Source organism: Paraburkholderia sp. RL17-381-BIF-C (assembly GCF_046026435.1).
Taxonomy (GTDB): Bacteria; Pseudomonadota; Gammaproteobacteria; order Burkholderiales; family Burkholderiaceae; genus Paraburkholderia.
This window is the reverse complement of record NZ_JARESX010000009.1, coordinates 67,596-81,771: the sequence shown is the minus strand read 5'-3', so window position 1 is coordinate 81,771 and position 14,176 is coordinate 67,596. Positions and strand designations below refer to the sequence as shown.

The 14,176-nt window shown below is 64.9% G+C and carries 12 protein-coding genes; 8 read left to right on the top strand and 4 right to left on the bottom strand.

Annotated features, from left to right (window positions below; all coding sequences use genetic code 11):
• Positions 1-114 precede the first annotated feature (114 nt).
• From P0D70_RS08700 to P0D70_RS08690, 3 genes are all read right to left on the bottom strand, one after another.
• Positions 115-888: a slipin family protein gene (locus P0D70_RS08700; RefSeq protein WP_408184125.1), complete on the bottom strand. Its 774-nt coding sequence runs from the start codon at positions 886-888 to the stop codon at positions 115-117.
• The gene (locus P0D70_RS08695) at positions 885-2,453 is read right to left on the bottom strand and encodes an NfeD family protein (RefSeq protein WP_408184124.1); all 1,569 of its coding nucleotides are present in this window, start codon (positions 2,451-2,453) and stop codon (positions 885-887) included. Before P0D70_RS08695 ends, P0D70_RS08700 begins: the two co-directional genes overlap by 4 nt.
• A gap of 84 nt (positions 2,454-2,537) precedes the next feature.
• A complete protein-coding gene (locus P0D70_RS08690; RefSeq protein ID WP_091807757.1) occupies positions 2,538-3,575 on the bottom strand; it encodes an AraC family transcriptional regulator in 1,038 nt (345 codons plus the stop codon).
• A gap of 250 nt (positions 3,576-3,825) precedes the next feature.
• Between P0D70_RS08690 and P0D70_RS08685 the strand changes: the two genes are divergently transcribed.
• The 6 genes from P0D70_RS08685 (at position 3,826) to P0D70_RS08660 (ending at position 11,245) form a co-directional block, all read left to right on the top strand.
• Positions 3,826-4,959, top strand: a complete 1,134-nt coding sequence (locus tag P0D70_RS08685) for an acyl-CoA dehydrogenase (protein ID WP_408184123.1) — start codon at positions 3,826-3,828, stop codon at positions 4,957-4,959.
• Between the two features lie 119 nt (positions 4,960-5,078).
• Positions 5,079-6,770, top strand: coding sequence for an AMP-binding protein (locus P0D70_RS08680; protein ID WP_408184122.1), 1,692 nt, complete (start codon positions 5,079-5,081; stop codon positions 6,768-6,770).
• Between the two features lie 59 nt (positions 6,771-6,829).
• Positions 6,830-8,341: a CoA-acylating methylmalonate-semialdehyde dehydrogenase gene (locus tag P0D70_RS08675; protein WP_408184121.1), complete on the top strand. Its 1,512-nt coding sequence runs from the start codon at positions 6,830-6,832 to the stop codon at positions 8,339-8,341.
• Between the two features lie 38 nt (positions 8,342-8,379).
• A complete protein-coding gene (mmsB, locus tag P0D70_RS08670) occupies positions 8,380-9,285 on the top strand; it encodes a 3-hydroxyisobutyrate dehydrogenase (protein ID WP_408184120.1) in 906 nt (301 codons plus the stop codon).
• Positions 9,282-10,097 (top strand): enoyl-CoA hydratase, encoded by an 816-nt coding sequence (locus P0D70_RS08665; RefSeq protein WP_408184119.1) that lies wholly within the window; start codon positions 9,282-9,284, stop codon positions 10,095-10,097. The genes mmsB and P0D70_RS08665 overlap by 4 nt, the downstream gene beginning before the upstream one ends.
• Positions 10,097-11,245 (top strand): enoyl-CoA hydratase/isomerase family protein, encoded by a 1,149-nt coding sequence (locus tag P0D70_RS08660; RefSeq protein ID WP_408184118.1) that lies wholly within the window; start codon positions 10,097-10,099, stop codon positions 11,243-11,245. Before P0D70_RS08665 ends, P0D70_RS08660 begins: the two co-directional genes overlap by 1 nt.
• Before the next feature lie 52 nt (positions 11,246-11,297).
• Here P0D70_RS08660 and P0D70_RS08655 read toward each other — a convergent pair whose 3' ends face one another.
• Positions 11,298-11,738, bottom strand: coding sequence for a DUF3429 domain-containing protein (locus tag P0D70_RS08655; protein ID WP_091807774.1), 441 nt, complete (start codon positions 11,736-11,738; stop codon positions 11,298-11,300).
• A 369-nt stretch (positions 11,739-12,107) separates the two neighbouring features.
• On the opposite strand from P0D70_RS08655, the gene P0D70_RS08650 reads away from it, so the two are divergent.
• A complete protein-coding gene (locus P0D70_RS08650) occupies positions 12,108-13,685 on the top strand; it encodes a PAS domain S-box protein (RefSeq protein ID WP_408184117.1) in 1,578 nt (525 codons plus the stop codon).
• Between the two features lie 301 nt (positions 13,686-13,986).
• Entirely contained in the window at positions 13,987-14,169 is a 183-nt protein-coding gene (locus P0D70_RS08645) for a CsbD family protein (RefSeq protein ID WP_091807777.1), read from the top strand.
• The last annotated feature ends 7 nt before the right edge of the window (positions 14,170-14,176 follow it).

Here is a 14,176-nt window from a genome sequence, read left to right as displayed (position 1 = left end):
AGCGGTTAAAAACGACCTCGAGATTTTAGTTTTCACAGGCATTTCGAGTAAGGCGATTGAAGGCAATGCACCATTTCACCCAGTGAACCAAACCGGACTGGGCAAACCTGAGGTTCAGGGCGCCGACGGCTTGCTAAAGCGCTCCAGCACGGCGCTCAGCAGGTCGATCGGCAGCGGGAAGACGATCGTCGAATTCTTGTCGGCGGCAATCGTCGTCAGGGTTTGCAGGTAGCGCAACTGCATGGCCTGGGGCTGGCGCGACAGCGTTTGCGCCGCTTCCAGCAGGTGCTGCGAGGCCTGCAATTCGCCTTCCGCGTGAATCACCTTGGCGCGCCGCTCGCGCTCGGCTTCGGCCTGGCGGGCAATCGCACGGATCATCGTTTCGTTGATATCCACATGCTTGATTTCCACGATCGATACCTTGATGCCCCACGCGTCGGTCTGAGCGTCGAGCACTTTCTGGATATCGGCGTTCAACTGCTCGCGATCGGCCAGCAGTTCGTCGAGTTCGTGTTTGCCGAGCACCGCGCGCAAAGTGGTCTGAGATAACTGGCTGGTCGCCTCGAAGTAACGCGCCACCTGAATCACCGCTTTCTCCGGATCGACCACGCGGAAATACACCACGGCGTTGACCTTCACCGAGACGTTGTCGCGCGTAATCACGTCCTGCGGCGGCACGTCGAACACAACGGTGCGCAGATCCATGCGCACGACCTGCTGCACGATCGGAATGATCAGCACGAGCCCCGGCCCCTTGACCTTCCAGAAGCGCCCGAGCATGAACACGACGCCGCGTTCATATTCCCGAAAAATCCGTATCGACGAAGCAATTAGCGCGGCCACCAGCAGAATCAGAATGCTGCTGAAGCCGAATGTAAAACCGATCATGAAATTTCTCCTTGTTGTCGTACTTCCGTGGGCACCACGGTCAACGTCAGGCCGCGCCGCGCGGTGACGCGCACCGCGTGCCCTGCCGCAACCGGGGCCACGCTGGACACCCGCCAGCGTTCCCCATGCACGCGCGCCCAGCCGGCCAGCGCGCCACCGGCCGCGGGGTCCGCAGCGGCGGTCTCAGGCAGCAGGCCGCCGTCGAGCACCACGCCGACACTGCCGATCAGCGCTTCCGAGCCCGTCACCACCGGCCGGCGCCGCGCGCGCAGCGCGAGTCTCGACACGCCCAGCACGAACAGCACGCTGAAGACGACCACGGCGGCGATCATCGGCAGCGGGATGCCGTAGCCGGGCACGTCGGTGTCGATCAGCATCAGCGCGCCGATCACGAACGCGACCACGCCGCCGAAGCCGAGCGAGCCGAAAGTGGGTAGAAACGCCTCGCCGATCAGGAACGCGATGCCGAGAAAGATCAGACCGAGGCCGACGTAGTTGATCGGCATCATCTGCATGGCGAAGAGGCCGAGCAGCAGGCTGATTGCGCCGACCACGCCGGGCAGCAGGAAGCCCGGATTGGCGAACTCGAAGAACAGGCCATACATGCCGATCATGAGCAGAATCAGCGCGACGTTGGGATCGGTGATCACGGCGAGGAAATGGCTGCGCCAGTCGGCTTCGAGCGTGACGACCGGCGCGCTGGCCGTGCCGAGCGTGACATTGCCGGCGCTCGTGACGATCGTGCGGCCGTCCACCTGGCGCAGCAGGTCGGGTACGTCGCGCGCATTCAGATCGACGACGTGCTGCGCGAGCGCGTCCGCCGCCGACAGGCTTACGGCTTCGCGCACCGCGCGCTCGGCCCAGTCGGCGTTGCGCCCGCGCATTTGCGCGAGGCCGCGGATATAGGCGGCGGCGTCGTGAACCTGCTTGCGCATCTCGGTCGATTGGGTGTCGAGCGGCAAGGCGCTGGCTGAACCGGTGGGCGCCGAAGCCGAGGGTTGGGACGACCCGCCGGCACCGCCGCCGACGCCGGGCAAACCCGGCGCTCCACCGCCCGCCGGCGGCTCGGCGCCGCCGATGCCCATCTGGATCGGCGTCGCCGCGCCGAGATTGGTGCCCGGCGCCATCGCCGCGATATGGCTCGCATAGACGATGTAAGTGCCGGCGCTCGCCGCACGCGCGCCGCTCGGCGCGATGAAGGTGGCGACCGGCACCGGCGAGGCGAGGATCGCCTTGATGATCTGCCGCATCGACGTATCGAGGCCGCCCGGCGTATCGAGTTGCAGCACGGCGAGTTGCGCGTGCTCGTCGGCGGCGCGCTGCAGGCTGCGCACGATAAAGTCGGCACTCGCAGGACTGATCGCCCCGTTGACCGGAATGACCACCACGCCGTTGGGCGCGACGGCGGCGCGAAGCGGCACATTCGATTCGCACGACGCGAACCCGATCGCCAATAGCATGCCTAGCACGGTCATGCCGCGCACCAACCGGCCCACGATATCGCCACGGATAAGCGAGAAGCGCGAGCCAGACTGCCGGAACGGGAGACGCGGATACGTGCTCATCGCTGACGGCTGCCGCGCCCGGTCGAAGCGTATCGACTGGCGCGGGCCGATACCCCACAAGAAGGCTGGCCTGCTCCTTACAGCTTAGTCCGATTCCGCCCGGTGCGTGAAATCCGCGCGCGCCGGCCGGTAATCGGTCGGCCGCATGCCGGTCCATTTGCGGAACGCGCGATGAAACGCGCTCGGTTCGGCAAAGCCCACCGAGGTGGCAATGTCGGCGATGGTGCGGTTGGTGTCCTGCAACTCGCCGATCGCGATGTCGCGCCGCAGGTCGTCCTTGATCGACTGGTACGTGTAGCCTTCCTGTTTCAAACGCCGCCGCATGGTGGCCTCGGCCACATGCAGCCGTTCGGCCATCTGATCGGCGGCGGGCCAGCCGGCCATCGGCATGGCGCGCAGCATCCTGCGCACGCGCGCCGCGAGCGAGCCGGGATTGCGATATTTGACGATGAAGCTGCCCGGCGCATCGCGCAGGAAAGGCTTGACCGACTTGGTGGTCTGGATCACGGGGAGTTCCAGAAACACGGGTGCGAGATCGACGTACGACTCGGCCTGGTCGAAGCACATGTGATCGCAGAACATCAGGCGGTATTCGTGCGCGGCGGGCGGCTCGGCGCAGCGAAAGCGCGCTTCGAGCAACGGAATGCGCCGCCCGACCAGCCAGCACAGCAGGCCGTACACGAGGATGAAGTAGGTCGCATAGGCGAACATGCCCGGCGCTCGGGCAGCGGGGTTCTCCACGAAGCGCAGCCTCACGCGCTGCGCATCTGTTTCAATCTGCGTGCCGAGATCGTCCAGCACCAGCCGCATGAAGCCGACCGCACGCGCCAGCGCCTGCGCGCCGTTGCGCGCGGTCAGCGCGGTTTGCGTCATGGCGATGAAGCTGCCGCTTTTCATGCGATGCGAATCCTGGCCGAAGAACTCGTCGTCCAGCGCGCGCGCAATCGCGGCCCACAGCGCGCCGTATTGCGCCGACGACACGCGGCTTTTCGGCGACGCCAGCATCGGCGCCGCGATGCCGGCGGCTTCGGCAAGCGGCAGCGCGTCGAGGCCGCGCGAGCGCGCCAGCGCGAGGGTTTCCTCGACCATGCTGACGGAAATCGTGCCTTTATCGTATTTCATGCGTGTCCGGCTGATTGGGGCGATCTGGCAAAAGCGCTCAACGTTTTGCTTCTGACGCTTCGCCAAGTCCTTGAAATTGCGGGTGGAGTCAGCTTCGCATCGTACCAGTATGGCAAATGCGCTCAGTCAGATTGATCGGGCTGAGCATCGAACCTGCACCGTGGCTTGCCTACACTGGGTCCGAACCGATCGCGCGCAGGCTGCCTTGGGCAACCACCGCGATCAGACGCACAGCACAGGATCGAGCGCTATGGACAGCTTCTACACCGACGAACAACGCATGATCCGCGACGCGGCGCGCGACTTTGCCACCGAGCGGCTCGCCCCGTACGCGGGTCAATGGGACCGCGACGCGCAACTGCCCGCCGAGGTCGTCACGCAAATGGGCGAACTGGGCTTTCTCGGCATGATCGTGCCGGCGGAGTGGGGCGGCTCCTACACCGACTACGTGGCTTACGCGCTCGCGCTCGAAGAGATCGCCGCGGGCTGTGCCGCCTGCGCCACGCTGATGAGCGTGCATAACTCGGTCGGCTGCGGGCCGATTCTCAACTTCGGCACGGACGCGCAAAAAGACCGCTATCTGCAGGATCTGGCGACCGGCCGCCGCATCGGCGCGTTCTGCCTGACCGAGCCGCAGGCAGGCTCCGAGGCGAACAATCTGCGCACCCGCGCCGTGTTGCGCGACGGCAAGTGGATTCTCAACGGCAGCAAGCAGTTCGTGACCAACGGTTCTCGCGCCGACCTCGCGATCGTGTTCGCCGTCACCGATCCCGAGCGCGGCAAGCGTGGTCTGTCGGCCTTCATCGTGCCGACGGATACGCCGGGATTCAACGTCGGCAAGCCGGAACACAAGCTCGGCATTCGCGCCTCCGACACCTGCCCCATCTCGCTCGACGACTGCGCCGTGCCCGAAGCGAACCTGCTCGGCCAGCCGGGCGAGGGCTTGCGCATCGCGCTGTCGAATCTCGAAGGCGGCCGCATCGGCATTGCCGCGCAGGCGGTCGGCATCGCCCGGGCCGCGTTCGATGCCGCGCGTCTCTATGCAAACGAACGCATCCAGTTCGGCAAAGCGTTAAAGGAGCATCAGACCATCGCCAATATGCTTGCCGACATGGCCACGCGCCTGAACGCCGCGCGCCTGCTCGTGCATCACGCGGCGCGGTTGCGCACGGCGGGCAAGCCGTGTTTGTCGGAGGCATCGCAGGCGAAGCTGTTCGCGTCGGAGCTGGCGGAGGAAATCTGCTCGAACGCCATCCAGATTCACGGCGGGTACGGTTATCTGGAGGACTATGCGGTGGAGCGGCACTATCGCGATGCGCGTATCACGCAGATTTACGAAGGGACGAGTGAAGTGCAACGCATGGTGATTGCGCGCCATGTGTAATTGCGGCGCGATGCGGACGAGCTTGCGTTTGAGCGCAGAATAGCTTGCCCGTCGAGCAGACAGCAGTGCAGGAACGGGACAAAAAAACGGAGCGCATACCGCGCCATCTGGAGACGACGATGACTGCAGCGAAAGGCTTTTTCGAAGCGCGCGATCTGTTACTGCGCCATCGAACCGACTACGACCGCGCCTACAGCGAATTCGCGTGGCCGGCACTGGGCGAGTTCAACTGGGCGCTCGACTACTTCGACGTGATCGCGCGCAATAACGACAATCCCGCGCTGTGGATCGTCGACGATCCGGCCAGCGACGGTCTGCGCCTGTCGTACGCGCAAATGTCGGAGCGTTCGGCGCGCATGGCGAATTTCCTGCGCGGTGTCGGCGTGGGTCGCGGCGACCGTGTGCTGTTGATGCTGCCGAACCGCGTCGAACTCTGGGACGTGATGCTCGCGGCCATGAAGCTCGGCGCAATCGTGCTGCCCGCCACCACCCAGCTTTCCGCCGACGACGTGCGCGACCGCGTGCAGATCGGCGGCGCGAAGTTCGTGGTGGTCGATAGCGCGGAGCTGGCCAAATTCGATACGCTGGAGACGCCGCTCACGCGCCTGTCCGTTGGCACGCCGCGCGACGGCTGGATCGATCTGGCCGCGGCCTATGACGCATCGCCGCAATTCACGCCACAAGGCGTGACGCAAGCGACCGACCCGATGCTGCTGTACTTCACCTCGGGGACGACCTCGAAACCCAAGCTCGTCGAACATACGCATCAAAGCTACCCGGTCGGCCATATGTCGACGATGTACTGGATCGGTCTGCAACCGAACGACATCCATTGGAATATCAGCTCGCCGGGCTGGGCCAAGCACGCGTGGAGCTGCTTCTTCGCGCCGTGGAATGCTCAGGCCTGCGTGTTCGTGTTCAACTTCCCGCGCTTCGTGCCGAAAGACACGCTGAACGTGCTGGTGCGTTTCAACGTCACCACGCTGTGCGCACCGCCGACCGTGTGGCGCATGCTCGTGCAGGAGCACCTCACCGAGTATCCGGTCAAGCTGCGCGAAATCGTCGGCGCCGGCGAGCCGTTGAATCCCGAGATCATCGAGCGCGTGAAGCACGCGTGGGGCATTACGATTCGCGATGGCTTCGGCCAGACCGAGACTACCTGCCAGATCGGCAATTCGCCGGGGCAGCCGGTCGTGCCCGGTTCGATGGGGCGTCCGCTGCCGGGCTACAGGATCGAGCTTCTGGATGCGGACGATCAGCCCGTCACCGAAGGCGAAATCGCGTTGCCGCTGGACGAGCGTCCGCTCGGCTTGATGACCGGCTATGCGAACAATGCCAATGCCACCGCGCAGGCTATGCGCAACGGTTTCTACCGCACGTCCGACGTCGCGCTGCGCCGCGACGACGGCTACTACGTCTACGTCGGCCGCGCCGACGATGTGTTCAAGTCGTCCGATTACCGCCTGAGTCCGTTCGAACTCGAGAGCGTGCTGATCGAGCATGAGGCGATCGGCGAAGCCGCCGTGGTGCCGAGCGCCGACGCGCTGCGTCTGTCGGTGCCCAAGGCGTTCGTCACCGTGCGCCATGGCTTCGAAGCCGGGCCCGAACTCGCGCGCGCCGTGTTCGCGTTTTCGCGCGAAAAGCTCGCACCGTACAAGCGGATTCGCCGCCTGCAATTCAGCGAACTGCCCAAGACCATCTCCGGCAAGATCCGCCGCGTCGAATTGCGGCGCCGCGAAATGGAACGCGCGGCCGAGCCCGCGCGCCTGCCCGGCGAGTATTGGGAAGAGGACTTCCCGGATCTGCGTTGATTCTTTTTATTCCCAGTCACTGCCCGGCCGCCTCGCGGCCACTGCACAGGAGTTTCAGCATGAGCGCAACTGCGGCCATTGCCACCGTCAAACTGTTGATCAACGGCGAGTTCGTCGAATCGAAGACCACCGAATGGCGCGACATCGTCAACCCCGCCACGCAGGAGGTGCTGGCGCGCGTACCGTTCGCCACCGCCGATGAGGTCAACGAAGCCATCCGTTCCGCCCACACCGCCTTCAAGACCTGGAAGAACACGCCGATCGGCGCGCGCATGCGCATCATGCTGAAGTACCAGGCGCTGATACGCGAGCATATGCCGCGTATCGCCAAGACCCTGAGCGCCGAGCAGGGCAAGACGATTCCCGACGCCGAAGGCGATATCTTCCGCGGCCTCGAAGTGGTCGAGCATGCGTGTTCGATCGGCACGCTGCAGCAGGGCGAATTTGCGGAGAACGTGGCGGGTGGCGTGGACACCTACACGTTGCGTCAGCCGATCGGCGTGTGCGCGGGCATTACGCCGTTCAATTTCCCGGCGATGATCCCGCTGTGGATGTTCCCGATGGCGATCGTGTGCGGCAATACGTTCGTGCTGAAGCCCTCGGAGCAGGATCCGCTCTCGACCATGCAACTGGTCGAACTCGCGCTCGAAGCCGGCGTGCCGAAGGGCGTGCTGAACGTGGTGCATGGCGGCAAGGACGTGGTCGACGCGCTCTGCACGCACGAACTCATCAAGGCTATTTCGTTCGTGGGCTCGACGGCCGTGGGCACGCATGTGTACCGCCTCGGCAGCGAGCACGGCAAGCGCGTTCAATCGATGATGGGCGCGAAAAATCACGCGGTCGTGCTGCCCGATGCGAACCGCGAGCAAACGCTGAATGCACTGGCCGGCGCGGGATTCGGCGCAGCCGGACAGCGTTGCATGGCGACCTCGGTGGTCGTGCTGGTCGGCGCCGCGCAGCAATGGCTGCCGGACCTGGTGGCGAAGGCGAAGACGCTGAAGGTCAACGCGGGCAACGAACCGAACACGGACATCGGCCCGGTAGTCTCGCGCGCCGCGAAGCAACGCATTCTCGGCTTGATCGAAACGGGCGTGAAAGAAGGCGCCACGTTGGCGCTGGATGGCCGCGACGTGAAAGTGCCGGGCTACGAGCAAGGCAACTTCATCGGCCCGACGGTCTTCACCGACGTCACGACCGGGATGGAAATCTACCGGCAGGAAATCTTCGGGCCGGTGCTCGTGGTGCTGAACGTGGCGACGCTCGACGACGCGATCGAACTCGTCAATCGCAATCCGTTCGGCAACGGCGTGGGCCTTTTCACGCAGAGCGGCGCGGCGGCGCGCAAGTTCCAGAGCGAGATCGATATCGGCCAGGTCGGCATCAACATTCCGATTCCGGTGCCGGTGCCGTCCTTCAGCTTTACCGGCTCGCGTGGCTCGAAGCTCGGCGATCTCGGCCCCTACGGCAAACAGGTCGTGCAGTTCTACACGCAGACCAAGACCGTCACCGCCCGCTGGTTCGACGACGACACCGTGAACGACGGCGTCAACACGACCATCAGCCTGCGCTGAGCGCGTCCCGAGCGAGCGGACACACGGAGAACGACATCATGAAAATAGGCTTTATCGGACTCGGCAACATGGGCGCGCCGATGGCGCACAACCTGCTCAAGGCGGGCCACGCGGTCAATGTGTTCGACCTCAACGCGCAAGCCGTGCAGGCACTCGTCGATGCAGGCGCGAAAGCCGCCGCTTCGCCGAAAGCGGCCGTCACCGACGTGGAATGCGTGATCACCATGCTGCCCGCCGCGGCGCACGTGCGCAGCGTGCTGACGGCGGACAACGGCATCTTCGCCGGCATTGCCAGCGGCGTGACCATCATCGATTCGAGCACGATCGACCCCGTGAGCGTCAAGGCGTTCGCCGAACTCGCGCAGCAACACGGCAACCGCTTTGTCGATGCGCCCGTCTCGGGTGGCACCGGCGGCGCGGCGGCGGGCACGCTGACCTTCATGGTCGGCGGCAGCGCGAGCGCGTTCGAGCAGGTCAAGCCGGTGCTCTCGGCAATGGGCAAGAACATCGTGCATTGCGGCGACACTGGCACCGGCCAGGTCGCGAAGATCTGCAACAACCTGGTGCTCGGCATCACGATGGCGGGCGTGGCCGAGGCCATGTCGCTCGGCGAGGCGCTCGGCATCGACGCGAAAGTGCTGGGCGGCATCATCAATACGTCGACGGGACGCTGCTGGAGTTCGGATACCTACAACCCGATGCCCGGCGTGATCGAGACGGCGCCGTCCACCCGTGGTTATACCGGCGGCTTCGGCACGGATCTGATGCTCAAAGATCTGGGCCTCGCCACCGACGCCGCGAAAGCCGCGCGTCAGCCGGTCTATCTCGGCGCATTGGCGCAACAGCTTTATCAGACGATGAGCACGAAAGGCGCGGGACGCCTCGACTTTTCGGCGGTCATCAAGCTCTATCGTCAGGATGGCAAGGACGGAGGCGCGTCATGATCGAACTGGACTACTTGCACGACGGCGCCGTCGCCCAACTCACGCTCAAGCGGCCGCCCGCCAACGCGTTCACGCCCGAGGGTTTGTTGCAACTGCAACAGACGGTCGAACGCCTGAACGGAGAAGCGCGTGTGCGGGCGATCGTGATTACCGGCGACGGCCCCAAGTTCTTCAGCGCGGGCGCCGATTTGAACACGTTCGCCGACGGCAACCGCGAAGTCGCACGCACGGCGGCGGCGCGCTTTGGCGCAGCGTTCGAAACCTTGCAGAACGCGCGGCCTGTGGTGATCGCGGCGATCAACGGCTATGCGATGGGCGGCGGGCTTGAATGCGCGCTGGCGTGCGATATCCGCATTGCGGAACAGCATGCGTTGCTGGCGTTGCCCGAGACCGCGGTCGGCTTGCTGCCGTGTGGTTGCGGCACGCAGACGCTGCCATGGCTGGTCGGCGAAGGCTGGGCCAAGCGGATGATTCTGACCGGCGAGCGCGTCGACGCAACGACGGCGTTGCGCATCGGTCTCGTCGAAGAGGTGGTGGAGAAGGGCGCGGCGCGCGAGGCCGCGCTGACCATGGCCGCGCGTGTCGCCACGTTGAGCCCGCAGGCGGTCGGCTTCAGCAAGACGCTGATTCATCAGGCCCGCAACGGCGTGCCACGCACGGCGGCGCTAGCGCTGGAGCGCGAGCGCTTCGTCGATCTGTTCGACGGCGCCGATCAGCGCGAAGGCGTCAATGCGTTCCTCGAAAAGCGCGCGCCACGCTGGCAGGTGACGCAGGTCACACAGGCCACGCAGGCCGATCAGGAGACGCGTTGATGAGCGCCTTGCAAAGCGTGGCACCCGATACGAGTCTCGAAGTGGAGCGCGAGATTCTGTTTCGCGTCGTCAACCGTGTGGCGATCGTCACGCTGAACCGGCCCGCCGCGCTCAACGCGCTTTCGCACGCCATGGTGCGCGAGCTTGCCGTGCTGGTCGAACATTGCCGCACCGACGACGGCATCGTCGCGCTCGTGCTGAAAGGCGCGGGCACCAAAGGCTTCTGCGCCGGCGGCGACGTGCGCGAAGTGCAGCGGCTCGCGAAGAACAGCGACAGCCGCTGGCTCGCGTTCTTCGTCGATGAATACCGGCTCGACTACGCGCTGCACACGTTTCCGAAGCCGGTGGTCGCGCTGCTCGATGGCATTGCGATGGGCGGTGGCATGGGGCTCGGGCAGGCGGCGCGGCTGCGCATCGTGACCGAGCGCAGCAAGATCGCCATGCCGGAGACGCGCATCGGCTTTCTGCCGGACGTCGGCGCGACGCGCTTTCTGAGCGTGATGCCGGCGGAACTCGAGTTGTATGTCGGGCTGACTGGCGCGACCTTGTCCGGTGCCGATGCGTTGCGCCTGCAACTGGCGGATCTGTGCGTGCCGGCCGAATGGCTCGCGAGCTTTGAAGAGCGTTTGCAGCGCATGTCGTTGGAAGGCGACCTGATGGCCGCCTTGCGCGGCGTGTTCGAGCCGCCGTGCAACATTGTTCCGCACGCGGCATTGGGGCCGTTTACGCAACTGATCCTGCGGCACTTCGATCGGCGCTCGAGTATCGAACGGATGGTCGCGACCGTGCGCCATGACCTGGAGCGCGAGCCGCCGCGCGAGGTGAAGCAATGGTTGCAGTCCACGTACGACGCACTGACCGGCCATTCGCCCACCATGCTTTACGTTACCCGCGAGGCGCTTTTGCGCGGCCGGCAGATGACTTTGGCGGAGTGCTTCCGCATGGAGTTGGGCATCGTCAAACGCGTGATCGAGGAGGGCGACTTCTGCGAGGGCGTGCGAGCCCAGTTGATCGACAAGGATCGCAAGGCCCGCTGGGCTCCCGCCGCGCTCGCCGAAGTGCGGCCCGAACGCGTCAGGCACTTCCTTGCTTCGCCGTGGAAGCGGGAGTCGCATCCGCTCGCCGCGTTGGGCGGAGAGCAGGGCTGAAGAAAGGCGTGCGCTAGCGCGGCATGCCGTGCCGTGCTGGCGCACCGCCGCGTCACTGCATAGCCGCCAACAGACACAGCGCGCCGATGGTGGTCAGCAACGCGCGCATGCGCAGATACCAGGTCGGCAGCGCATCGATTCGCCAGAGCGCCAGATCGACCAGCAGGCAGGTCGCGAGCAGCGCCGCCATGCCAGGAAACGCGTAGCGCGTGCCGATTGCCAGCAGGGCCCATGCGGCGATGGCCGGCAGGACACTCCAACTCAGCGCCATTCCCGAATGCGGTGGGGGATCGGCTGCCGCCAGCCAGATTCCCCAATGCACCGCGCCCACGAACGACACAATGCACGCGCCGTACGCCAGCATGGCGTGGCGCAAGAAGTCCTCGTGCGCGCCGACTGTATTGACCAGCACGGCCAGTGCGACAAAGGGAATCGCGCCTGCCAGGCCGAGCGTGATCGGCAGCGCCGGCGATCTCGTAGCGGATGGCGTCATGCTCCTACCTCTCCACCGATATTGCGTCAGTTTGACTCGTTTGAGTTCTAATAATAGGCCATATCGGATACAAATCGAAACGAAAAAATGAGTCAAGATGATGGTATGAAGCGGTAAATTCACACCATTTGAAACGATAATTGGTTTTTTGCGCGGATTTTTGCCTGTGGCGGCGCTTGCCGCCGGCGCAGTTCGTTTCGACGAGCCCGAAGTCCGGCACCGAAGCCTTTTGCTGCCGCCTCGCCGCCCGCACCTGGTGCGCATGCACCAGTCGGCCTGGTGCATTGGCGATTGGCGCTCTGCCGCGATTTCGGCGATTCTCCGTGCTGGACAGGCTTTCGCGCGCGCCGCTCGCGCTCATCCCCCACAATGACGACAACACACTCCGCTGCACCCTTTACCGTGGTGCAATCCAACGATCCGGACGACGCTCCGCCCGCCGACGACAAGGTGCTGCGTTCGCAGACCGACCGTCGCCAGTTGCAGCAGATCATCACCGGGCTGACCGAGGGCGTGATTCTCGTCGAGCCGGACCAGACGATCGTCTGGGCGAATCAGGCCGCGCTCGACATGCACGGCATCGCCGAAGTCGCGCAACTGGGCGCCGACGTCACCGAATACCGCGAGCGCTTTCGTCTGCGCTATCGCAACAACCATCCGCTGCCGGAAGGCAGTTACCCGATCGAACGCGTGGTCGCGGGCGAGTGCTTCAGCGACGTGGTGGTCGAAGTCTTCCCGGCGCACGACGACGAGGTGAACTGGGTGCATCGCGTGCGCAGCCTCGTGCTGACCAACGCGCGCGGCGAGCCCGACTGTCTCGCGCTGATCCTGCACGACGCGAGTGAATGGGCGAGCGCCGAGAAGCGCTTCGAGAAGACCTTCAACGCCAATCCCGCGCCGGCCGTGATCTGCCGCCTGAGCGACCAGCGTTATATCAAGGTCAATCAGGGCTTTCTCGAGATGACCGGCTATGTGCGCGAGGACGTGATCGGCCGCTCGGTGTACGAGCTCGACGTGTTCGAAGGCGCCGAGCGGCGCGAACTTGCAATCGAACGGCTGAGCGAAGGCGCGACCATTCCGCAGATGGAAGCCTTGCTGCGCTTGCCTGAAGGCGGCACGAAATTCGTGGTGGTGGCCGGTCAGCCGATCGATATCGGTGAAGAGGCCTGCATGCTGTTCACCTTCATGGATCTGGAGCCGCGCAAACGCGCCGAGAGCGCGCTGCGCCAGAGCGAGGAGCGCTTCGAGAAGTCGTTCAGGATGACGCCCGTGTCCACCGCGCTCTTCGCGGCCGACGACTACACCACGCTCGATATCAACGACGCCTTCACCGCGACCACCGGCTTCACACCCGAGGAGTTGCTGGGCAAACCGCTCGATCAGAGCCGCCTGTGGACCGACGACGCCTGCGCGCGGATCCGCGCGGCGCTGGAGGAGAGCGGCAGCCTGCGCAACATGGAGTTTCTCGTGAACAGCCATGCCGGCGAAGCGCTGAATTGCCTCGTTTCCGCCGAGGCGGTCAGCATTCACGGCAAGGACTGCGTGTTGATGACCTTGCTCGACATTACCGATCGCAAGCGCTCCGAAATGGAGCTGGTGACGGCGATCGAAACCGTCATGCAGGACGCCTCGTGGTTCAGCCAGACGCTGATCGAAAAGCTGGTCAACGTGCGGCGCGCAAACGCGCCCGACGCGGGCGGCCATCTCGCCGATCTGACCGCGCGCGAGCGCGACGTGTTCGCCTGCTTGTGCGGCGGCCTCGCCGACAAGGAGATCGCCCGCGAACTCGGGCTGGCGCCAAACACGGTGCGCAATCACGTCGCCACGATCTACGCGAAGCTCGACGTGCACAGTCGTACCGAGGCAATCGTGTGGGCTCGCGCGCGCGGCCATTTCGGCCTCGAACCCGGCAGCGCGCCGCGCCGCAAAGGACCGAAACCGGCATGAGCGCGAGGTCGTCCTGGGGATCCGCCGACCGGCGAGGGCGGCCGGGAACGAACCGTGCTAATGAAGTCCGGCTGGCCGGAAGCGCGCGACGCGAAGCAAGGCGTCGTTCCGCGAATGGATGCATGCCGGGACGCGTTCAAATGCACCAGGCGATCACGTGCATTCGCGACTGTCGGCAGGCGGGCTGAGCCGGGACAATGCAATCCTGGGTCGAGTGACAGGTGTGGAAGCGGTCACGCTTTCCCACCTATGGTGAGCTCGGCGTCTTCTGTGCAACTCAACCTTTTTAAAGGAAACCGTCATGGACAAGAATCGTGTGGAAGGTGCAGCGAAACAGGTCAAGGGTTCCGTGAAGGAAGCGATTGGCAAGGTCACCGGCAACCGGACGGCTCAGGCCGAAGGCGCGGCTGAGAAACTGGCCGGCAAGGTGCAGTCGAAGGTCGGTGAAGCCGCGGATGCGGTACGCAACCGCGTGAAGCGGTAACGGTAGC

Excerpts from the sequence above, each read along its gene's own strand:
- P0D70_RS08700 (WP_408184125.1), bottom strand. The coding sequence starts at position 888 with ATGATCGGTTTTACATTCGGCTTCAGCAGCATTCTGATTCTGCTGGTG.
- P0D70_RS08695 (WP_408184124.1), bottom strand. The coding sequence starts at position 2,453 with ATGAGCACGTATCCGCGTCTCCCGTTCCGGCAGTCTGGCTCGCGCTTC.
- P0D70_RS08690 (WP_091807757.1), bottom strand. The coding sequence starts at position 3,575 with ATGAAATACGATAAAGGCACGATTTCCGTCAGCATGGTCGAGGAAACC.
- P0D70_RS08685 (WP_408184123.1), top strand. The coding sequence starts at position 3,826 with ATGGACAGCTTCTACACCGACGAACAACGCATGATCCGCGACGCGGCG.
- P0D70_RS08680 (WP_408184122.1), top strand. The coding sequence starts at position 5,079 with ATGACTGCAGCGAAAGGCTTTTTCGAAGCGCGCGATCTGTTACTGCGC.
- P0D70_RS08675 (WP_408184121.1), top strand. The coding sequence starts at position 6,830 with ATGAGCGCAACTGCGGCCATTGCCACCGTCAAACTGTTGATCAACGGC.
- mmsB (WP_408184120.1), top strand. The coding sequence starts at position 8,380 with ATGAAAATAGGCTTTATCGGACTCGGCAACATGGGCGCGCCGATGGCG.
- P0D70_RS08665 (WP_408184119.1), top strand. The coding sequence starts at position 9,282 with ATGATCGAACTGGACTACTTGCACGACGGCGCCGTCGCCCAACTCACG.
- P0D70_RS08660 (WP_408184118.1), top strand. The coding sequence starts at position 10,097 with ATGAGCGCCTTGCAAAGCGTGGCACCCGATACGAGTCTCGAAGTGGAG.
- P0D70_RS08655 (WP_091807774.1), bottom strand. The coding sequence starts at position 11,738 with ATGACGCCATCCGCTACGAGATCGCCGGCGCTGCCGATCACGCTCGGC.
- P0D70_RS08650 (WP_408184117.1), top strand. The coding sequence starts at position 12,108 with ATGACGACAACACACTCCGCTGCACCCTTTACCGTGGTGCAATCCAAC.
- P0D70_RS08645 (WP_091807777.1), top strand. The coding sequence starts at position 13,987 with ATGGACAAGAATCGTGTGGAAGGTGCAGCGAAACAGGTCAAGGGTTCC.